This window comes from Campylobacter troglodytis, from assembly GCF_006864425.1.
GTDB lineage: Bacteria > Campylobacterota > Campylobacteria > Campylobacterales > Campylobacteraceae > Campylobacter_D > Campylobacter_D troglodytis.
This window is the reverse complement of the sequence record NZ_QHLI01000008.1, coordinates 34549-56232: the sequence shown is the minus strand read 5'-3', so window position 1 is coordinate 56232 and position 21684 is coordinate 34549. Positions and strand designations below refer to the sequence as shown.

18 protein-coding genes and 1 pseudogene are annotated in these 21684 nt (G+C 36.2%); 10 read left to right on the top strand and 9 right to left on the bottom strand.

Annotated features, from left to right (window positions below):
* The first annotated feature begins 11 nt into the window (after window positions 1-11).
* From DMC01_RS03115 to DMC01_RS03075, 9 genes are all read left to right on the top strand, one after another.
* Window positions 12-908 carry a branched-chain amino acid ABC transporter permease gene (locus tag DMC01_RS03115; RefSeq protein WP_142692829.1) on the top strand — a complete coding sequence of 299 codons (897 nt, stop codon included), beginning with the start codon at window positions 12-14 and terminating at the stop codon, window positions 906-908.
* The gene (locus DMC01_RS03110) at window positions 905-1933 is read left to right on the top strand and encodes a branched-chain amino acid ABC transporter permease (RefSeq protein ID WP_246058970.1); all 1029 of its coding nucleotides are present in this window, start codon (window positions 905-907) and stop codon (window positions 1931-1933) included. The genes DMC01_RS03115 and DMC01_RS03110 overlap by 4 nt, the downstream gene beginning before the upstream one ends.
* Entirely contained in the window at window positions 1930-2712 is a 783-nt protein-coding gene (locus DMC01_RS03105) for an ABC transporter ATP-binding protein (RefSeq protein ID WP_142692828.1), read from the top strand. The genes DMC01_RS03110 and DMC01_RS03105 overlap by 4 nt, the downstream gene beginning before the upstream one ends.
* Complete coding sequence (locus DMC01_RS03100) at window positions 2699-3394, top strand: ABC transporter ATP-binding protein (RefSeq protein WP_142692827.1); 696 nt, start codon at window positions 2699-2701, stop codon at window positions 3392-3394. The genes DMC01_RS03105 and DMC01_RS03100 overlap by 14 nt, the downstream gene beginning before the upstream one ends.
* A gap of 126 nt (window positions 3395-3520) precedes the next feature.
* Window positions 3521-3766, top strand: coding sequence for a hypothetical protein (locus DMC01_RS03095; protein WP_142692826.1), 246 nt, complete (start codon window positions 3521-3523; stop codon window positions 3764-3766).
* Between the two features lie 589 nt (window positions 3767-4355).
* Window positions 4356-7508, top strand: a complete 3153-nt coding sequence (locus DMC01_RS03090; protein WP_142692825.1) for a cytochrome c biogenesis protein — start codon at window positions 4356-4358, stop codon at window positions 7506-7508.
* Window positions 7509-7518: 10 nt separating this feature from the next.
* Entirely contained in the window at window positions 7519-7938 is a 420-nt protein-coding gene (locus DMC01_RS03085) for a hypothetical protein (protein WP_142692824.1), read from the top strand.
* On the top strand, window positions 7935-9218 hold the full coding sequence (locus DMC01_RS03080) for a sigma-54-dependent transcriptional regulator (RefSeq protein ID WP_142692823.1): 1284 nt from the start codon (window positions 7935-7937) through the stop codon (window positions 9216-9218). The genes DMC01_RS03085 and DMC01_RS03080 overlap by 4 nt, the downstream gene beginning before the upstream one ends.
* A gap of 811 nt (window positions 9219-10029) precedes the next feature.
* Window positions 10030-11064, top strand: coding sequence for an aspartate-semialdehyde dehydrogenase (locus DMC01_RS03075; RefSeq protein ID WP_142692822.1), 1035 nt, complete (start codon window positions 10030-10032; stop codon window positions 11062-11064).
* A gap of 516 nt (window positions 11065-11580) precedes the next feature.
* On the opposite strand, the gene DMC01_RS03070 is transcribed toward DMC01_RS03075, so the two are convergent.
* The 3 genes from DMC01_RS03070 to DMC01_RS16400 form a co-directional block, all read right to left on the bottom strand.
* On the bottom strand, window positions 11581-11781 hold the full coding sequence (locus DMC01_RS03070) for a hypothetical protein (protein WP_142692821.1): 201 nt from the start codon (window positions 11779-11781) through the stop codon (window positions 11581-11583).
* A gap of 698 nt (window positions 11782-12479) precedes the next feature.
* On the bottom strand, window positions 12480-13199 hold the full coding sequence (pssA, locus tag DMC01_RS03065; RefSeq protein ID WP_142692820.1) for a CDP-diacylglycerol--serine O-phosphatidyltransferase: 720 nt from the start codon (window positions 13197-13199) through the stop codon (window positions 12480-12482).
* A 147-nt stretch (window positions 13200-13346) separates the two neighbouring features.
* Window positions 13347-13634 (bottom strand): hypothetical protein, encoded by a 288-nt coding sequence (locus tag DMC01_RS16400; protein WP_142692819.1) that lies wholly within the window; start codon window positions 13632-13634, stop codon window positions 13347-13349.
* Window positions 13635-14236: 602 nt separating this feature from the next.
* Between DMC01_RS16400 and DMC01_RS03055 the strand changes: the two are divergent.
* Window positions 14237-14935 (top strand): annotated as a pseudogene (locus DMC01_RS03055) (IS1595 family transposase).
* 17 nt (window positions 14936-14952) lie between these two features.
* Here DMC01_RS03055 and DMC01_RS03050 read toward each other — a convergent pair.
* The 6 genes from DMC01_RS03050 to DMC01_RS03025 all read right to left on the bottom strand — a co-directional run bounded on the left by DMC01_RS03050 (window position 14953) and on the right by DMC01_RS03025 (window position 21647).
* Window positions 14953-15549: a phosphatidylserine decarboxylase gene (locus DMC01_RS03050; protein ID WP_142692818.1), complete on the bottom strand. Its 597-nt coding sequence runs from the start codon at window positions 15547-15549 to the stop codon at window positions 14953-14955.
* The gene (gene ftsH / locus DMC01_RS03045) at window positions 15549-17462 is read right to left on the bottom strand and encodes an ATP-dependent zinc metalloprotease FtsH (protein ID WP_427846090.1); all 1914 of its coding nucleotides are present in this window, start codon (window positions 17460-17462) and stop codon (window positions 15549-15551) included. Before ftsH ends, DMC01_RS03050 begins: the two co-directional genes overlap by 1 nt.
* Window positions 17459-18466: a 50S ribosomal protein L11 methyltransferase gene (locus DMC01_RS03040; RefSeq protein ID WP_142692816.1), complete on the bottom strand. Its 1008-nt coding sequence runs from the start codon at window positions 18464-18466 to the stop codon at window positions 17459-17461. Before DMC01_RS03040 ends, ftsH begins: the two co-directional genes overlap by 4 nt.
* A gap of 15 nt (window positions 18467-18481) precedes the next feature.
* Entirely contained in the window at window positions 18482-18871 is a 390-nt protein-coding gene (locus tag DMC01_RS03035) for a chemotaxis response regulator CheY (RefSeq protein ID WP_142692815.1), read from the bottom strand.
* A 110-nt stretch (window positions 18872-18981) separates the two neighbouring features.
* Window positions 18982-19881 (bottom strand): PDC sensor domain-containing protein, encoded by a 900-nt coding sequence (locus DMC01_RS03030; protein WP_142692814.1) that lies wholly within the window; start codon window positions 19879-19881, stop codon window positions 18982-18984.
* Entirely contained in the window at window positions 19881-21647 is a 1767-nt protein-coding gene (locus DMC01_RS03025; protein WP_142692813.1) for a polysaccharide biosynthesis protein, read from the bottom strand. The genes DMC01_RS03030 and DMC01_RS03025 overlap by 1 nt, the downstream gene beginning before the upstream one ends.
* Window positions 21648-21684 lie beyond the last annotated feature (37 nt).

Below are 21684 nucleotides of genomic sequence, written 5' to 3'. Positions count from 1 at the left end.
TAGTGAATTTAATGGATAGCACCTTATTTTTACAACAGCTTATAAATGGTATGAGCCTTGGAAGTATGTATGCCTTAATAGCCATAGGCTATACTATGGTTTATGGGGTTTTAAGGCTCATTAATTTTGCACATGGTGAGCTGATGATGATAGGTGCTTACACTGCTTTATTTTGTGTTAGTTCTATGTCTGTGCCCTTTGTGGGTGCTTTAAGCTTGACTATGATCTTTGCAGCTTGCGTTGGCATAGCTATGGATAAGATAGCCTATAAGCCTTTAAGACAGGCTCCTAGAATTTCCCTACTCATAACAGCCATAGGAATGAGCTTTTTTATACAAAATCTTTTCAATATCTCCTTTGGCTCAACCCCTCGTGCCTTTCCTATCCCTGCTTATTTAGAACAGGTGCTTGAATTTAAAGGACTTAGTCTTAGTGTGGCTAGTATCTTTGTGCCTGTGCTAACTTTAATCATACTTTGCCTTGTGCTTTTAATGCTTTATAAGAGTAAATACGGCATAGCCATTCGTGCCCTAGCCTTTGATGTTTATGCTGTGAATTTAATGGGCATTGATGCAAATAAGATCATAGCTATAGTCTTTGCACTCGGCTCAGCCCTTGCTGCTGTTGGAGGGGTATTTTGGTCTATAAATTATCCCTCAGTTGAGCCTAGTATGGGGGTTTTAATAGGGCTAAAAGCCTTTGCGGCTGCTGTTTTAGGAGGCATAGGCTCTGTCTTAGGAGCTGTTTTAGGAGGTTTGATCATAGGTTTTAGCGAGGTTATAGCGGTTGCCTTTTTCCCAGAGCTTGCTGGATTTAAGGATGCCTTTGCCTTTATCTTTTTGGTCTTTATCTTGCTTTTTAAGCCCAGTGGAATTTTGGGTATAAACTACGAAAGGAGTAGGTTTTGAAAGCCTTAAAGCAAGATAAAATATCTCAGCTTTTATTTTTAATCCTAGCACTTGGCTTCATACTAGCTAGCCCTCATATGTTTAGCGATTATGGCATTCGCATAGTAAATAACATAGCCATCTTCATCATACTAGCAGTCAGTTATAATCTCATAAACGGCGTTACAGGGCAGTTTAGCCTTGAACCAAATGGCTTTGTAGCTGTTGGTGCTTATGCTGCGGCTTTAATCTTACTTAGCCCAGAAAATAAAAGCGATCAGTTTATCTTAGAGGATCCAAATTCTTTGATTATGCTAGTTCATAGCGAAAGCTTTATCTTAGCGCTTCTAGCAGGAGGACTTTGTGCCTTGCTTTTATCCTTGGTGCTTTCCTTTGCTGTTTTTAGGGTAAGGGGGGATTATCTAGCCATTGTAACCTTAGGCTTTGGCATTATTATCAAGCTTTTGGCTATAAATTTTCCAAGCTTTACAAATGGCTCCTTGGGCTTAAATGATTTGCCAAAACATTCAAATATCTACTACACAGGAGGCATAGCCATCATTTGCGTTGTGCTTATCTTAAATTTAGTCTCCTCAAAATACGGCAGGGCTATGAAGGCTATAAGAGATGATGAGGACGCTGCAAGTGCTATGGGTATTAATACCTTTTGGATCAAAACCCTAGCCTTTGGCACCTCAGCCTTTTTAGAAGGAGTTGGTGGAGGGCTTTTAGCTTGTTTATTAGCCTCTGTTTCCCCTGAGCAATTTGACTTCTTGCTTACCTTTCAACTGCTTATCATCATAGTACTTGGAGGGCTTGGTTCTACAACAGGAGCTATCATAGGAACATTTTTGGTTATAGGAGGGGCTGAGTGGCTAAGATTTTTAGATGAGCCTATGAGCTTTTTTGGCTATGAAACAAAGGCTTTGCCAGGACTTAGAATGCTTGTTTATTCTTTGATCCTAATCCTAGTCATGCTCTTTGCAAGAAGAGGACTTATGGGAGATAAGGAGCTTTTAGAACTTTTTAAGAGAAAGAAGAGATGATTTTAAGGCTAAGTAAGATCAGCAAACATTTCGGAGGGCTTGTAGCCATAAATGAAACAAGTTTTAGTCTTAATGAGGGTGAGATCTTTGCCTTAATAGGACCAAATGGAGCAGGAAAAACAACGCTTTTTAACATAATCACAGGAAATTATAAGCCAACTCAAGGCGAGGTTATCTTCAAGGGTAGAAAAATTCACGCCCTCAAAGCTCATCAAATAGTAAAACTTGGCATAGCTAGAACCTTTCAAAACATAAGGCTTTTTTCAAGTATGACTGTGCTTGAAAATGTACTTATAGGGCTTAATGCTAGTATAAAATATAGTCTTTTTGAAGCCTTTTTGCATTTAGGACGCTTTAAAAGTGCTGAAAGAAAGGCTAAAAATAGGGCATTAGATCTTTTAAACGAGCTTAATATAGCTCATTTAGCAAATGAAAGGGCTGTGAATTTAAGCTACGGTCAGCAAAGAAAGGTAGAAATAGCAAGAGCCTTGGCTACAAATCCTAGTTTGCTTTTACTTGATGAGCCAGCAGCTGGTATGAATGCAAGTGAGAGCTTAGAGCTTGCAAATTTAATCACAAGACTAAGAAAGGAGTATAAACTTAGCATCTTGCTTATAGAACATGATATGCACTTTGTGAATTCTTTGTGTGATAGGGTCTTGGTGCTTGATTATGGCAAGACTATTTTTGAGGGCAAGATCAGCGAGGCTGTTTTAAATGAGGAGGTAATTAGGGCTTATTTAGGGGATAGCTTAGGAGAAGGCAATGCTTTTGGTTAAGAATTTAAGGGTATTTTATGGGCTTATCGAGGCTGTAAGGGGGATTGATTTTACAGTTAAAACAGGACAGATTGTAAGCTTGATCGGCTCAAATGGGGCTGGAAAAAGCTCAACCCTTAAAGCCTTGCTTAACTGTGTTAAAAGAAGCGGAGATATAAGCTTTCTTGGCTATGATACCAAAAGACATCTAACCCACACCCTAGTTCAAAAGGGCATAGCCTTGGTGCCTGAGGGCAGAAGGGTCTTTATAAATTTAACAGTGGATGAAAATCTCAAAATAGGAGCCTTTAATAATGATGAAAACTACGAGCATCTAAGAGAACAAATGTATAAGCTCTTTCCAAGACTTAGCCAAAAAAAGCAGCTCTTAGTTGGAAATTTAAGTGGGGGCGAGGCTCAAATGCTTGCTATTTCAAGAGCCTTAATGAGTGAGCCAAAGCTTTTAATGCTTGATGAGCCAAGTCTTGGGCTTGCTCCAAAGATAGTAAGCGAGGTCTTTGAAACCATACTTAGGCTAAAAAGTGAGGGCATAACCATACTCTTAGTAGAACAAAATGCCTTTTCAGCCTTGAAAATTAGCGATTATGCCTATGTCTTAGAAAATGGAAGAATAAGTATGCAAGGACTTGCAAAGGATTTAAGTACAGACAGTGAAATTCGCAAAAAATACCTAGGTGCTTAAAATTCAGCAAGGCAAAGATTATATAATATGGCTCAATTAACTTAAATCAAAGGGTTTTTAAGTTAATGCCTATGAAAATAGATATATAGTCCTTTTCTGAATTTCTCAGATATAATTTAAGGAATTTTGAGTTTTATTTCGCTTATTGGGCTCATAACTTTGCAAGAGGTCTTTGGTTTAGAGGCGAAAAATCGCCGTTCTTTGTCACATTTCAGAGCAAGGTTGTGTGTAAAAGAAATTCACATTTTGATAGCCAAGGGGTGTGAAAAGCTTTCTAAAATGAGTGCTGAGCTTGAAGTTGATGAGAGTTATTTTTTGCTTCGTTGCACTTGCAATTTTGTAGCTAGAAGGTGCAAGATGTGTGTGAGATAAGCGTGGGTGTTAAGCTTGCAAGAAAAGATCTATGTTTTTACTTCGCGCTCTTGCAACTTTACAAGAAGGAGCAAAGGCACAAGATTTCGTAAAACATCTAAAAATTGAGTTTGCGCACTTGCGAAGCCACATAAATGACATAGAGAATTTCTAGGGCTTTGTGAAATTTTAACTTGCTAAATTTAAGGGCTAAAAAATAAAATTTTGCCTTTCATTTAAAAGAAACAAAATTAAGACGAAAATTTTAGGACAAAATCTTTATTAAAATTTGTTAAAATTGATAAGAGAAAATTCTATTAAGTTGAATTAAGCCTTTAAATTTTTTAAAAACTGCTTAGCGTAGAATTTTTGTGAAGTGTACTAGGCTTTGATGAAATGAGTTTTTTAGAAAAGTTGCTGTGTTTATTATTTAAAACAAGATTTTATAATCTTTTTTGTTAAAAGAGTGTAATTTATTATTGTCATTATAGCAACTAACAAAAATTCTTTTTCAAAGAAGTAGTATAAAAAATTAGAATTTAAAGCACCTTTAAGATAAAAAGCCAAACTCGTTTTTATAAAAGCTAAACAGTTGAATTTAGGATAAAAGATGAAAAAAATAATAAATGCCCTTGGTAGCCTTAAAATTAGCATATTTTTATTCTTAGTCTTTGCCTGTTTTTGTGCTCTTGCTACCTTCATAGAAAGTGCTTATTCAACCCCAACAGCCTGGGCTATGGTTTATGGCACAGGATATTTTGCCCTTATTCAGCTCTTGCTTGGGCTGAATTTAGCTTGCGGGATTCTTCGTTATAAGATGTTAAGCTTAAAAAAGCTTCCCTTATTTATCTTTCATCTTTCTTTTTTATTTATCTTATTTGGTGCTGCTATGACAAGATATACAGGCTTTGAAGGGCTTTTGCATATAAGAGAACAAAGTGCAAATTCAAGCATAGAAAGCGCTAGATCTTATATTAAATTTTTCACCCTCAAAGATAATGTAGCTTACGGCAAGGCTTTGCCTGAGTATATAGGTCTTTTGCCCTTTGCTAATGATTTTAGTATAGAACTTGATCTTAATGGAGAAAAGGCTCTTTTAAAATACAAAAATCTTTTATTAGCAGCAGAGGAAAAATTCGCAGAAGATCAAAGCTCCCCCCCCTTGCTTTCAATAATGATCAATAGCCAAAAAGAAGGAGTTAGCGAGCTTTTGTTTAAAGAAGGTGAGATTAAGCATATAGCTGGGATGAATTTTTCCTTTCTTAATGATGAGGTTAAAGCCCCCTTTGTTAAGATCGATGAGAATTTAAATCTTTCTTCAAGCGAGAATTTAAATTTTCTTAGTATGAGTAGTGGGGAAAGCTCAAATTTAAAGGCACTAACTAAGACAGATACAAGGGAAAAAAGACTTTATAGCTATGAGGATCTAAGCTTTGTCATTAAATTTGCCTCTATGAATGCTAAAATAGAGCTTGTTGGCAAGAACCCCCCTGAGTATGAGAGCTTTTTTAAGTGGCTTAAAAGCCTTGTTTTTGGCTTAAAAGAGGAGCTAAGCCTTGATAAAAATGCCTTAAATGCCTTAGAGCTTAGTCTAAGCTACAAGGGAGAAACTAAGGATCTAGCTGTGCTTGAATTTGACAGAGCAAGGGCTGTGGAGCTTGGTGGGCAAAAATTCTTTGTTTCCTACACGACAGTTACTGAGGAGCTACCCTTTGAGCTTTATCTTAAAAATTTTATCTTAGAGCGATATCCGGGCTCTATGTCTCCAAGTTCTTATGCAAGTGAGGTTAAGTTAATAGATGATGGTCTAAGCTTTGATTATAGAATTTTTATGAATAATGTCCTTGATTACAAGGGCTACCGTTTTTATCAAAGCTCTTATGATGAGGATGAAAAAGGCACTGTGCTTTCTGTAAATAAGGATCCAGGTAAAATTCCAACCTACATAGGATATTTTTTACTGTGTTTTGGTATGTTTTTAAGCCTTTTAAATCCCCATTCAAGATTTAGAACCCTTGCAAGATTGGTAAATGAAGATGCTTTAAAAATCATCCTTGTTTTTTTGGTTTTTGCTGGCCTTAGTCAAAACTTACAAGCAGCAGATATAAATGCTTCAAAAGCAGCTCCCTTACTCTCAAAAGAACACAGCCTCAAACTTGCCACCTTGGTAGTGCAAAAAAGCGGAGGCAGGATGGCTCCTTTGGATACCCTAGCAGGTGAAATTCTAGGCAAGGTTTATAAGGATACAAGCTATAAGGGAAGCGAGGCTAGTGCTGTTGTGCTTTCTATGTTTATCTTTAAGGCTTGGTGGGCTTATGAGCCTATGATCATTATGCCAACAAATAAGGCAGTAAATGAGGAATTTAGCAAAATTCTAGGACTTAGTGCACCTCAAAAATATCTTAGGTATGTGGATTTTTTCGATCAAGCTGATAATTACAAGCTGCAAAAATATGTAGAAAATGCAAACCGTAAAAATCCAAACTCCAGAGGCATCTTTGATAAGGAGATCATAAAGCTTGATGAGAGGGCAAATATTGTTAATTTAGCCCTAAATGGAGATCTGCTTAAAATTTTTCCCTTGCAAAGTGGGGAAAATGATCTTTGGTTATCCCCAAACCGCATCAACGAGCTTCAAGGTGCAGAAAAAGAACAAGTTTCTATACTACTTAGTAATTACATAAACACAAGCATCTTAGCCCTAGTTGAAAATAATTACACAAAGGCAGATCTAGCCTTAGAGCTTATAAAAGAGTATCAAAGACAGTTTGGAGCTAAGATCATTCCAAGCGAAACCAAGCTTAATACAGAGCTTTTTGTAAATAAGGCCGAGATCTTTGTAAAGCTTAGCCCTGTTTATTTATTAGCCGGGCTCTTGCTTTTATGCTTGGTTTTATTTAAGATGCTAAGCCCTAACACGAGCATAAACCTAGCCTTTAAAATAGTATATATCTTAAATATCTTTGCCTTTTTAGTTCATACAGTAGGGCTTTGTTTAAGGGCTTACTTAGCAGATCATGCTCCTTGGAGCAATGCTTATGAGAGTATGATTTATATAGCCTTTGCCCTTGGGCTTAGTGGGATCTTTTTTTCAAGAAAAAGCCCCCTTTCTTTGTCTTTAACCTCTATTTTAGCTGGGCTTGTTTTGTGGGTGGCACATTTAGGAGAACTTGATCCTCAAATTACAAATTTAGTCCCTGTTTTAAATAGTTATTGGCTAAGTATTCATGTATCAGTAATCACTGCAAGCTATGGCTTTTTAGGGCTTTGTGCCTTGCTTGGTATCTTTGTGCTTGTGCTTTTGTGCTTTATGAAAAAAAAAGGATCTCACAATACAAGCATAGCTAGAAACATAACAGAGGCAACCCGCATAAATGAAATGGCTATGATCCTAGGCTTAATGCTACTTACTGTGGGTAATTTCTTAGGAGCCATTTGGGCAAATGAGAGCTGGGGGAGGTATTGGAGCTGGGATTCAAAGGAGGTGTGGGCTCTTGTTAGTATTTTAATTTATGCTGCTGTACTTCACATTCGCCTCGTGCCAAGCCTTAGAAGTCAATACAATTTCGCCCTAGCTTCAATGTTTGCTTATTGGAGCATTATAATGACCTATTTTGGAGTAAATTATTTCTTGGTTGGTATGCACTCTTACGCAGCAGGAGATGCTACAAAAATTCCTGATTATGTGTATCTTGGCTTTATTTTAATGCTAATTTTAGCTATAATAAGTTTCTTTAAAAGAGGATACGCAAAAAGCTTATAGAAAGAAATAAATGACTACTTGGATAATCATCATCCTAGCAGGCTTTGTGCTTGCTAGCCTAGTTCTTGGCGTGATTATGTTTGTGAATTCAGCCAAAAAAGACGGGGTAAAAGAAGAAACAAAGGGTGCAAAAAATTTAGACACCCTAATAAATGAAGCCAAAACTGCTAACGAGGCTGAGCTAGACGAGCTTATCAAGCTTTTTTTACAAGATCAAAAACTACCTCCCAAAAACAGCTCAAAACTTAGCGCAGATGCCAAAAAAAAGCTTGGCTTCATAACAGCACTCACCTCAAATCAAAACGCCACAGCCAAGCATATATCCTTTTTAAATAGAGAACTTGCCAAAAAGTATAGTGCTTATAAAAAGGACATTGATGCCTATGAGCAAATTGGAGTAGCAAATAGAAATATAAGGGCAAAATCATGAATCTAGCCATAGTAGAAGATGATATAAATATGAGAAAATCCTTAGAAATAGCCCTAAGTGAGTATAAAGAATTTAAGATAAGTAGCTATAAATCAGCCACTGAGGCCTTAAAAAAGCTAGATAGCACAGTGGATCTAATCATAACAGATATAAATATGCCAGGGCTTGACGGACTTGACTTTGTCAAACAGTGTGCTGATAAATACGACTTCATCATCATAACAGGAAATGCTACCTTAAATAAGGCAGTAGAAGCATTAAGGCTTGGAGTAAAGGACTTTTTAACAAAGCCCTTTGATATAGATACTTTGATCAAGGCTATAAAAAGGCTTAGGATCATTAAAGAAAAAACAGCAGATAAAAAAGCTAGTTTGGCTAACAAAAAAAGTGCTGAGTTTTTCTCTACCTCAGCTGTCTTAGAAAAGGCTTTGAATTTAAGCTTAAAAGCTGCAAAAACAGATGCTAGTGTGATCTTTTTTGGAGAAAGTGGCGTGGGGAAAGAATTATTTGCTAACTTCATACACAAAAATTCAAAAAGAGCCACAAAGCCCTTTATAGCCATAAATATGGCAGCCATTCCAGCGAATTTAATAGAAAGTGAGCTTTTTGGCTTTGAAAAGGGAGCCTTTACAGATGCAAATGCCACAAAGATAGGGCTTTTTGAGTTAGCAAATGAGGGAACCTTGTTTTTGGATGAAATAGGCGAGATGCCCGTTGAAATTCAAGCAAAGCTTTTAAGAGCCTTGCAAGAAAGAGAAATTTCAAGGCTTGGTGGCACAAAGCCCATTAAGATCAATGTCCGCATAGTATGTGCTACAAATGCCAACATAGAAAAAAAGATTAAAGACGGTGAATTTAGAAGCGATTTATACTACCGCTTAAACACCATACCCATTGAAATTCCACCCCTAAGAGAGAGAAAAGAAGAAATTTTAGGCATAGCCTCTCAGGTCTTAAAGGACACTTGCAAGGAGTATGAACTTGAAGAAAAAACACTTAGCCAAGAAGCACGCAAAAGCCTTTTAAATTATGAATATCCAGGCAATATAAGAGAGCTTATATCCATAGTACAAAGGGCTTGCATACTAAGTGAGGGTGCTGAAATTTCAAGCGAGGATTTGTTTTTAGAAAGTAGGCAAAAAAAAGACATTAAGAATTTAGAAAAAGAACTAATCATAGAGGTGCTTAATGAATGTCAAAACGACATACAAAAAGCCTGTGCTATGCTTGAAATGAATGAGCAAAGCCTCAAAGAAAAGATGAAAAGATATGAGCTTTAAAAGCACGAGGGCTTTTTAGGTTTTTAACAAAAAGCTAAAATTTAAGTGAATTTTAATCAAGGGCTTAAAATTTATTTTGACTTAATTAAACTTAAATCAAAGGGTTTTTCAGCTAAGTCTTATGAAAAACAAAGTTTTGTTTCCAAATTCCACAGATATAATTTAGGGAAATTTTGAAGTATTTTTACTTCGTGCTACGCGTCTTGCAACCTTTCAAGAAGGAGTAAAGATATAAGACTGTGTAAAACATAGTGCAAGTGAGTTTGCACACTTACAAAATCATATCAATGAAATTGTGAGTGTTTTTTGCTTTACGCGTCTTGTAAATTCAAAGCAAAAAATGCTTTGCTAGTTTGTTTTAGCTAAATTTAAAGGCTTAAAAAACAAATTTTGCCTTTCATTTAAAAGAAGCAGAATTTAGATATAATATAAAAATTTTAGGACAAAATCTATATCAACATTTATTAAAATTGACAAGAGAAAATCCTATTAAAATATCTTTAGCCAATTTTTAACAAAAAACTAAATTTTAAGTGAATTTTAATCAAGGGTTTAAAAGTTGTTTTAAATAAAAGAGAATAGTTTAAATTTTATAAACCTGAGCTTTTAAATTCAAGCCTTTCTTGTGCTTTTAAGGCTTGTTTTTGCTTTTTGGCAAAGATTTAGTAATTTTATTTAGTCAAACAAAACTAAAAGAATTTTGTATTTAATTTTTGCTAAGTTACATACAATAGCTCTATGAATTTAAGCCAAAAAATTACACTAAAATTCACAAATAAGATTAAAATTTGCAAAAAATTAAAGGATAAAAATGAGTAAGAAATATAAAATAGCCATAGTTGGTGCCACAGGTGCTGTGGGCGAGGAGCTTTTAACTGTTTTAGATGAGTTAAACTTAGAAGTAGAAAGCATCTTAGCCCTTGCAAGTGCGAAGAGTGTGGGTAAAGAAGTAGAATTTAAAGGCAAAGGCTACCGCGTTAAAGAGCTTACAGAAACAGTTTTTAAAGAAAATCCCGTGGATATAGCCTTTTTCAGTGCAGGTGGGTCTGTATCTGCTAAATTTGCACCCTTTGCGGTTAAAGCAGGTGCCTTGGTGATCGATAACACAAGCCATTTTAGAATGCAAGAAGATGTCCCTCTTGTCGTGCCTGAGGTAAATGCAGAGGATATTAAACTTTGGAAAAAAACAGGTATCATAGCAAATCCAAACTGCTCTACCATTCAAATGGTGCAGATTTTAAAGCCTCTTGATGAGATATTTAAACTACAAAGGGTTGATGTGGCTACTTATCAAGCAGCTAGTGGGGCTGGTAAGAAGGGTATGGATGAGCTAATTTCTGGTTTACAAAGCTTTTTTGCCTTTAATTTAGCTGAGTTTAAATCATCCACCTTCCCACACACCCTAGCACTCAATGTCATCCCTCAGATTGACATTTTTATGGAAAATGATTACACAAAAGAAGAAATGAAGATGGTAAATGAGACCCAAAAGATCTTACACAAAAGTCTTGAAATATCAGCAACCTGCGTTCGTGTGGGGGTTTTAAGGAGCCATAGCGAGGCACTCACCCTTCATTTTGAAAAGGAAGTGAGTGCAAAAAAGGCAAAAGAAATTCTAGCAAAGGCAGCAAATATAGTAGTAATTGATGAGCCACAAAAGCAAAAATACCCCATGCCCCTTCTAAGTAGCAACACAAATGAAACCTATGTAGGACGAATTCGTGGCGATCTAAGCCGTAAAAATGTCTTGCATTTGTGGTGCGTAGCTGATCAAATTCGAGTAGGAGCTGCTACAAATGCTGTTCGTATAGCCAAGGAGTGGATCAAGCTTAATAATCAAGCTTAAAGTCTTTTTTGTGAATCTAGCCTAAGCTTAAATTTAAGGCTGAATTTTAATGGCTGAATTTAAGGTGTTTCTTTGTGAGTTACGGTAGCTTTTGAGCGTACTGCTTTGTTCTTTGATAAAAATAGTTTTGATTTAATTCAACTTAATAGGATTTGGGCTTATCAACTTTAATAAATCTTGATGAAAATTGTGTCCTAAATTTTTTCTCTTATTTTTGTTTCTTTTAAGTTAAGGGCAAAATTTTCTTTATTAGCAGTTTTAGCTAAGCTAAACTTTGCAAAGCACCTTTTGCTTTGAATTTGCAAGAATGCGAAGTAAACAAATTCACAATCTAATGGATATGATTTTGCTAGTTTGCAAACTCGTTTTCGCTATGCTTTACCATATAATGCACCCTTGCACCTTCTAGCTACAAAGTTGCAAGAGGCTTAACGAAGTAAAAACACAGATCTTTTCTTGTTAGCACAACATCCACGCTTACCACGCACACATTTTGCACCTTCTGGCTACAAAGTTTTAAGTGTAGGGAAGCAAAATAACTTTCATAAACTTCATCTCAGTACTCATTTTAGGAAGTTTCTCGCATTCTTTGGCGATTAAAATGCGAATTTTTTGAATTTTTTGCACAAATTTTAATGACGAATTTGGCAAAATTAAAGGGTGTTTTGCCTTCAAATCAAGGCTTCTTGCAAAGGGATGAGCCTTTAGGCGAAACAAAAAATACTTCCAAATTCCTTAAATTATATCTGTGAATTTTAAAAATAAAGCTTTGTTTATCATATGCGTTAACTTAAAAACCTTTCAATTTAATTTAAGTTTAATTTAGCCTAAATTTAAAGCATTTTTTGTGAATTCTAGCTTAAGTTTAAATTTAATGGCTGAATTTAAGGTGTTTCTTTGTAAGTTACGGTAGCTTTTGAGTGTGCTACTTTATTCAAAATAGCTTTTTTGAAAGATTTAGTTTATTTTAAGGCTTTAAATTTAAGCATGTTGTGAATTTAAAACAGTGTCTATCTTTCACAAAAAGGCAAAAACTAAAAATTCACAAACTAAACTTAGACAAGCTTGGTTTAAGAGCTTTATCTAGGAAGATCTTCATATTAGTTTCTACATTTTTTTACACTCAAAATGGCAACGATAAATGCCTTTTTAATACTAAGATTAAATTTATTAGGCTTTTTTCAAAAACATATTAATTTTAGACAAAATATCAATTTGTCATTATAAGCGTGTGCCAAGAATCCACGAATTTATGAAGAAATGCCTTGAATTTATGGCTTCTTAGACTGTAGGTTAAGAGCTACAAATCAATACTTTTTTAAAAAAGAGCCATTTTATAAAAGCCAGTGTAGCTGTGTAGCATTTGTAGTTTTAAGAATCTGTGTTTTAAAAACTTAATTTAAATTTTAATTGCCTTATTGCTTGAATTTTTTTACAAAAAGTAGGGTCCAAACAGCCCTTAAAAGTCCGTAAAGAACATAAAGGGATATGGCTATGAGTATGCTTTGTACTGTGTAAAGATAAAGCAAAGAAAAGACAAAGATTAAGAGTATTAACACCTTTAACATACTGGATCTATTTAGATCTATCTTTTTAAAGCTTGGATAGCGTATATTGCTTACCATTAAAATAGCAAGTGCAAGTTGTAAGATTAATACAACTGCTGGGTTTAAAAAATCATAATTTATGTAGGCATAGGTGTAAATAGCACTGACAGTTGCAGCTGTTGGTATGGGAAGTCCTATGAAGACAGAAGGCTCGTACTTGCCTGTACTTACATTAAAGCGAGCTAGACGAATGGCTCCAAAGACTATGAAAAGTCCGCAGATTAAAGAACCTAGTTTGCCATATGTAGAACCAAGGCTAACATAGAAAAATATAGCAGGTGCAACCCCAAAGGCTACTAAATCAGCTAGGGAGTCAAATTCAATGCCAAATTTAGAGGTGGTATTTGTAAGTCTTGCCACCCGCCCATCAAGTCCATCAAAGATGAGGGCTAAAAAGATATAAAGAAGAGAGCTTGTGTAATCATAATTATAAGATGATATGATGGATACAACCCCACAAAAGCAACTTGCTGCTGTGAATAGATTTGGCAAGATGTAGATTAAATGAGGCTTCTTTTGTTGCTGCATAGTCTTCCTTTTAAGAAAAGGCTCAATTAAATTCAATCCAAGCTAAGAGGATTTTATATTATCATTTTGGCTCAATTTAACTTAAGCACTTGATTTATTAGTACTTCTAGCAAGATTTTATACAAATCTTAATGTTTAATTTTTAGCTCAAGATACTTTAATAGGATTTTTTCTCATCAACTTTAATAAATTTTGATAAATATTTTGTCCTAAATTTTTCATATTATATCTAAATTCTGTTTCCCTTAAGTGAAGGATAAAATTTTCTTTCTTAGCATTGAATTTGACTAAACTCAAATTCGCAAAACCTCTTTTGTTTGAGCTTACAAGAGCACGAAGCAAAAAATTCACAAATTGCGTTGATATGATTTTGCACCTTTGCAAATCGAATTTGGAGTACTTGCCATATAATGCATCTTTACTTAGCCAAGACACAAGCTAAGCGTTGAAAAATCCACCAAATGACATCTTATGCCCTCGGATGCACTGTCGCCGTAAATTTAAGATTTTCCGAGCCTTGCAGGTCTCTTGTTATGAATATTAGCTTTTTTGCCAAGCAGTGCTTTACTACTTTCGTATAAATGCTAAACTAGCGTTTTAGCATATCTTCTTGCAAAGGGACGAGTATGTGTGGCACACAGCAAAAACACAAATGTTGTTTATAAGCTCAATGTCCACGTTTACCATTGATACATCTTGCTACTTTTTGTTACGCAGTTGCGAGTGCAATAAAGTAAAAATAACTCTCATCAACTTCCACCTCTCGTTTTAGGGACATTCTTGCATTTTTGGGCTAGTAAAATGTGAATTTTTTGAAATTTTTGCACAAACTTTGTTATGAGATTTAACAAAATTAGAGGGTTTTTCGCCTATAAATCAAGGCTTTTAGCAAAGGGACGAGTGTGTAGCACGAGGTAAAAATACTTAAAAACTTCCCTTACATTTGGCGAAATTTGCAAATGGACTTTTGTTTTGGCGATTGATACTTTTAGTTGATATAATGACGGCTGAAAGGTTGGTAAAATCGATGTTAGTATATATTTTTGCCCTACATTTGGGAGCGAAAATTTAGACAAATTTTGGAGTGTTTTTGTGCTGACATTTGTGTAAGCAAAATCACCCTCTTTGCAAGGTTTCTCGCCCTTTCGTTAATAGAATAGTGCAGTAAATAAAGCTTTTTATAGCCAAAGAATGTGAAAAAATCAGCAAGATTAGTGGTGGATTGAAGTCGATGAGAGTTATTTTGGTGCTCGCAGAGTGCGTGGCAAGCGTAGGCGTGGGGCTGGCAAGAAAACATCTGTGTTTGGAATGTTAAAGCGAAATGGTTGCGTTTATACACAGATGGTAAAACATTGCTCTGCAAAAGAATTATTGCCGATTATAAAGGACTTTTCAGAGCTTAAAGAAAGTGAAATTTATAGCGATAAGCTTAAAGCTTACGGTGCCTTGGTGGATTTTTTGTTTCGTTTTGTCTTGCAACTTTGCAAGAAGGAGCAAAGGCTCATTACCGAGTAAAACATAGCAAAAATGAGTTTGCAAATGGACGAAGCCATATCAACAAAATTGTGAATTTCTGGGGACCTTACAAAGGCTAGATTAAGTCAGTTTCACGGCAAGGGAATTTTTCTACCTTCATTTGAAAGAAACTTAATTTCGATATAATGTCAAGGTTAAGAATGAAAATTTGTATAAAATTTTTGTTAAAATGGCTTAGGAAAAATCCTAGGTCATTTTAGCTAAAAGTATCAATCGCTTAAGAAAAATATCCTAGCAAGGAAGAGCTTTTTATCTTATCTCCAACTGCTACTAATAATCTTGTATCTTTTGGTAACAGTAGATCAACAGTGGAGTTTAAACTAAATCCAAGCTCCTCGCCCACCTCAAACTCGCCTTGTTTTTTATAAAATTTAAGTATTCTTTCCAAAAAACCAAGATTAAGCCTTAGAGCAAAAAGCTTATCATTGCTACTTGCGATGATAAAGGCTCTTTCGTTAAAGTACTTGTTTTCAAAAGAAAAAAGTCCGTGTCTAAGTCTAAATTCTTTGATCTGCATCCTTGAATTTGCACGAATTATGCCCTCGTTATAGAGGTAATTTTTAATGCTAAGTTCTATGCAAGAGCCTAAATTTTGGTGTTTAACTGTGCGAATGGAGTTTATTTCTCCTTCAATAGGAGCTAAGATAGCCTTCGGATCTGTGCAAACTATGGATTTATTAGTATTTCTGCATATGAAGATTAGAGCTAAAAAAAGAAAGAACAAAAGCCAAGAAAAGCCAAAGATGATCCACACTAGCACAAAAAATATTCCAAAAAGTGCCACCGTGGCTTGTGTGGCTTTGGCTAGGCTCATTAGGCTTCTTTCTTTTTCTCAATTTCTTGTAAGCGGCTTTCAAGATTATTTGCTATCTCATAATCTTTTATGATGTCTCTAACCTTGCTACCCTCGATGGTTTCTTGCTCATACAGTGCATCTACCATTGTTTCAATGGCTCCGTTGTAGGTTTGCAAGGTCTTTTTAACCCCTTGATAACGATCATCTAAGGTCTTTTTTACATACTCATCAAGAGCCTCAGCTGTTTTATCCGAGTAATCCTTAACAGTTTGTCCCCCTGTTAAAAAGGTATTTCTTTGCTTTTCAAGCACCATAAGTCCTGCTATATCGCTCATTCCATACATAGAGATCATTGCCTTTATGATGTCTGTGGCTCGTTCTAAATCATTACTAGCTCCTGTTGAAATCTCACCTATGAAGACATCCTCTGCTGCTCTACCTCCGAGCAAAACATCAACCTCAGCCAAGAGCTCGTGCTTTTGCATCAAAAACTTGTTTTCCTCAGGAGTGTTTAGGGTATAGCCAAGTGCGGCAAGTCCTCTTGGAATCACGCTCACCTTGCTTACCTTCTTTGCACCCTTTGTGGTTTCGGCTATGAGAGCGTGTCCGCACTCGTGGTAGGTAACGATCTTTTTCTCTTTTTCATTAATGCGGCGAGATTTTTTTTCAAGTCCCGCAATAGCCCTTTCCACAGCTTCTACCAAGTCTTTTTGCTCTACATATTTTTTATTATCCCTACCTGCTAAGAGGGCTGCTTCATTTATAATATTTGCCAGATCAGCCCCCGCAAGTCCAGCAGTAAGCCTTGCTACATCTTCTAGCTTGACCTCAGGTGAAATTTTAACATCCTTCATATGAACCTTTAAAATATCACAACGACCCTTAAAATCAGGTTTATCAACAAGAACCTGCCTATCAAATCGCCCGGGTCGCAAAAGGGCAGCGTCTAAAACCTCTGGGCGGTTAGTAGCAGCAAGCACTATTACGGGTGAGCTTTCTGTGCCAAAGCCGTCCATTTCGGCTAAGAGTTGATTTAGGGTTTGTTCTCTTTCGTCATTTCCACCCATCATAGCCCCTGCTGCTCTGCTTTTGCCTATGGCATCTATCTCGTCAATGAAAACGATGGCGGGTGCTTCTTTTTTGGCATTTTCAAACAAATCCCTAACCCTGCTAGCTCCCACGCCTACAAACATTTCTATGAATGATGACCCCGAAACGCTAAAAAAAGGCACATCAGCCTCACCTGCTACGGCCTTGGCTAAGAGGGTTTTGCCTGTGCCAGGATAGCCAACCAAAAGCAGACCCTTTGGGATCTTTGCTCCAAGATTAATGTATCTTTCAGGGTGTTTTAGAAAATCAACGATCTCCTTTACCTCCTCCTTTGCCTCCTCAACCCCTGCTACATCGTTGAATTTAATCTTTGGCTTTTCGCTATTTACAAGCTTTTTGGAACTTCCTATGCCAAGTATGGAACTTCCCATATTTTTTTGCATACGAGATGCCAAAAACATCCAAATTCCAAAGAAGATGAGTATGGGTAAGACCCAAGAAAAGATCATATCGCTAAACCAATTTGTCTCAGAATAAGCCCCATAAGAGATCTTCTTTTCATCAAGCAAGGCTATGAGGCTAGGATCGTTGCTTACCTTTTTAACTGTATATACTGTGTTTTGATTTGATAGGGCTCTAATAGAGCTTTGCCCTATGCTAACCTGGGCGATTTGATTGCTTTCTATTAGCTTTTTAAGCTCAGAATAAGCTATATTTCTGCTTCCTTCTGCACCAAGCCCTCCTATTGAGCCTGAATTATCAGCAAAGCTTTTAAAGAGTAAGATCGCTACCACAGCAAAGATAGCGAAGATTAAAATAGGATTTTTGTTGAAAAAGCTATTTTTATTTTGATCTTGTTGGTTTGGATTATTATTCATCATTCTTCCTTTCTATACACAAAACTTAGCCATTCATTTGTCTTAGTTTTATGAATTTGTTTTAAATCCTCAAAGGACTTTTGAATTCTTTCTTCATATTTTAACAGTATGCCAGAAAGGATTAAAAAGCCCCCATTTTTAATGCCTTTTTTTAGCTCAGTTGCAAGAGATAAAATAAGATCTCCAACCAAATTTGCTACTATTAGACCATAGCCTAAATTTTGAGAGAAATTAATGTTTGTTTTTTTCAAAATGGCTGAATTTTTTTCTTTTAAATTTGATAAATTTTTAGGATTTTTTAAGGTGTTTAATTCATTTTTGTTGGAATTTAGCTTATGGCTTGAATTTAAATTAAAATTTGACATTTTAAACGAGCTTTGATTAACTGTGCTTATTTTGTGATTGATGCTTCCTAGCCAAAGCTCTTTAAGCCAGACACCGTTTAAATTAGCATTGCTTAATGTGCTTAAAACAGCCATCTCATCTGTATCGCAAGCACTAACAAGGCAACCAAGCTTAGCTGCAATTATGCTTAAAATTCCACTTCCACAGCCAAGATCCAAAAGCTCATCGTTTTTGTTTGCAAATTTGGCTAAAAGCTCTATGCAAGAGCGAGTGCTTTCGTGATGACCTGAGCCAAAGGCAAGGGCAGGATCAATTTGCACATTTATAGCATTAGGATTTGGCTCTTGCCAAGAGCTATGTATATAAAAATCCCCTATTTGCAAGGGTGAAACGCCTTTTTTATACTCCTTGATCCAATTTTTATTTGGCTTTTTGCTAAGAGTACTTCGTAAATTCAGCTTTATATTCTTGTTTTGGCTAAGTTTTGTGCTAAATTCATCAAGAGCCCAAGCTATTTGGCTTAGATCCTCATTTGAGCGGATAAAAAGCCCCTCATCTCTTTCCTCCACAGCCTCAATGCCTAAGGACAAAACAAGGTCTATCAACAGGGGATTATAATCCTTTTCAAGCTGCAAAAAAAGCTCATTGTAAGAATTTTCCATAGGCTCACTTCATACTCACTCAGCTACAGGTGCACTGCCAATGCCTAGGACATCTTCAAGTTTCTCTTTGAGAACTTGCGGTGTGAAGGGCTTTACTATGTAGTTATTAACCCCAGCCTTTAAAGCTGTAATCACCTCAGCCTTGCCACCCTCAGTTGTTACCATTATAATGGGCATATCCTCGTATTTTTTCTCGGCACGAATTTTCTTAACCAAATCCAAGCCGTTCATCTCAGGCATATTCCAGTCTGTGATCACAACCTTGATAGCATCATCAGCACTAAGCTTTTCCCAAGCCTCAACTCCGTGTTCTGCTTCGATAATATCAGGGTGTCCTAATTTTTCCAAGGTGTTTTTTATGATCCTTCTCATTGTAGAGCTATCATCAACAACTAACAATTTCACGGTCAACTTCCTTTCAAAAATTTTTCACTTTAATCTCTAATTATACTTCATTTAAGCTTACTAAAAGTTAAAATTAAGCTTAATTATATCATTTTTTGCATTAATTTTTCTTAATCGTTAAAATATTCTCCCTTGTATTTAACGGAAAACAAATAAATACTAAGTCCTATTAGCAAGATGCTAACCCCTATGATTAAATAAATAGCATAGATCATCTGAGAAAGATCCCCAGTTACTAACTTAAACACAAGCATCAAAGCCTCTATGGCAAGGGCTATGATGATGGATCCTAAAAATCTCACCATGGTCTTTTGAATGCCTGTTTTTTCCTTTTTATTGCGTCCTAAAACCTCCTCTTCAATGACAGTTTTTGCAAGATCAAAAATAGCCAAAGCCAAGGTTATAGCAATGGTGCTTTCAAACATTTGCTGAATTTTAACCCCTTCTTGATTAAAAAGGCTTAAAATTCCTCTGTGAAACAAAAAGCAAGTTATCACAAAAAGCACAACCCCAAAGCAAAAATACACCACCCTACTAAATTCCATAAAAAAGAACTCAAAATTACTTGCCTGTATGATTTTTAGTATGTCTTTTAGCTTTATATCTATGCAAACTACAAATTGTAGCCTATTTGCATTGTCATAAATAGGCATAGAAGCCGTTACACAAAGCTCATTATCAAGGCTCGAAGGATAAGGATCGCTTAAAACACACCGTTTGAGCTTAACAGCCCTGTAAAAATAACTCCTCCCGCTTCTATCCTCGTCCTTTCCTATGCAAAATTCCTTATGGGTGCTGATATTATCATCCATCTGTCTTCCTGCCTTATCAAGCACATAAAGAGCCTCAAAGGTTTGCACCTCGTGGGCTAGTTTATCAAGGGCTACATTTATGCTTGAAAGCTCGATTTTAGGAAGTCTATCTGGTAAATTTCTTGTTAGCATATAGCTCATATAAGCCCTTGCCTTGTAGCGATTTTCCTCAAATCTTTGAATGTCTTTAATATACATTAGCTTCCTTCCTCATTATGCTCAAACTCAGGCACGATTTGCTTTAAAATTCTAGCTATATTTTGTGAATGAAGTAGCTCGTTTATTTGCAAATTCAGCTTACTCAAATCATATTTCTCGCTTTTACTTACAAAGATACTCTCATATTTTGTTTTAATGTCGCTTTTATCTATTAAAAGCTCTTCAAAGAGCTTTTCGCCCTTTCTTAGCCCTGTGATTTCTATCTTTAAATGCGTTTTTCCTGATAAAAGTAGCATTTTTTTAGCTAGATCCATAATTTTTACAGGCTCTCCCATATTTAAAACAAAAAGCTCCCCACCCTTTGCAATGGCAGCTGCTTGAAGGACTAGCTGCACGGCTTCGCTAACTAGCATAAAATAACGCACTATGTCTGGGTGAGTAAGCGTTAAAGCCTCGTTTGCCTCAATTTGAGCCTTGAATTTAGGAATTACGCTCCCGCTTGAGCCCAAAACATTTCCAAAGCGAACACAACTTACCTCAAAAGCCTCATCGCTTGAATTTAAAGCATATAGCTCGCACACACGCTTTGTGCAGCCCATTATGCTTGTAGGTCGCACGGCTTTATCCGTGCTTATCATCACAAATTTTTTAACCTTATTTTTTTTTGCCAAATCGCAAAGAATTTTTGTCCCTTGTATGTTATTAAGCACAGCAGCCCTGGGGTTTAGCTCGCAAAGGGGCAAGTGCTTGTAAGCAGCTGCGTGCAAGATTAAATCTATCTTTTGCGAGCTTAAAAGCGAGTTTAAAGCCTCTTTGTCTAGGATACTCATCATCACAGGGCTGATTTTGTCTTTGAATTTTGCTAGCTCATCTGTGATTTTATAAAGATTAAACTCGCTATGATCAAGCATTATCAGCCTTTTCACCCCAAATTCAATGCACTGCTTGCAAAGCTCACTACCTATACTGCCTCCAGCTCCGCTTACAAGGACGGTTTTGCCCTTTAAAAATGCCAAAACCGCCTTGCTGTCTAAATCCTTTGGCTTTCTTGCAAGTAAGTCCTCTATGCTAAGATTTCTTGTCTCGTTGTTTGTGAATGAAAATATCTTTATATCGCTAATTCCATAGCTAACAAGCTCGTCAAAAAGGCTTTTTAGCTTGTCTTGTTCGCATTTAAAGGCTATGATGGCTGTTTTAACCCCGTTTTTAACATACTCTTTTATGGCTTCTTTGCTTTGAACCTTGAATTTATCGCAGTATGTGCCTATTAAATCCTTTCTTTCATCGATTACTGCTATGGGGCGAAGGTTCAAAGAGCCTTCCTTTGCCCCTTTTAGCAAATGCAAAGCCTTTGAGGTAGCTCCAAAGACTATGCAAGGCGTATCCTCATTGAAAATGGGGCGTCTAAAATCCACAAACATCCTCTTGCTAATGCGTAAAGAGCCTATCAAAAGGTAGCTTAACACAAAGTCAATGCCTATGATGCTTCTTGGAAAGGGATTGAAAAAATCATCAAACACATAAAAAATCCCCAAAAATACACACTCAGCACAGGCTAGGGCAAGAAAGATTTTTCTTGCCTCATTTAGAGAAAAAAACCGCCACGCCACCTTGTAAATGCCAAAAAGTCCAAAAAGCATTAGTTTAAGAAGGACAAGCAAGAGCGTGGCTTTGATTAGGCTTTCATAAAAGATACTTGGTATGTAGCCTGAAAACCTTAACTCATAGGCTAAAAAAACAGATAGAGCAAATAAAACTACATCAGCACAAAGAAAAAAGGCAAGTCTCTTGCTTTTGTGTGTCATTGTGTCCCCTTAATTTCAATGTTTTTGTGTGAATTTT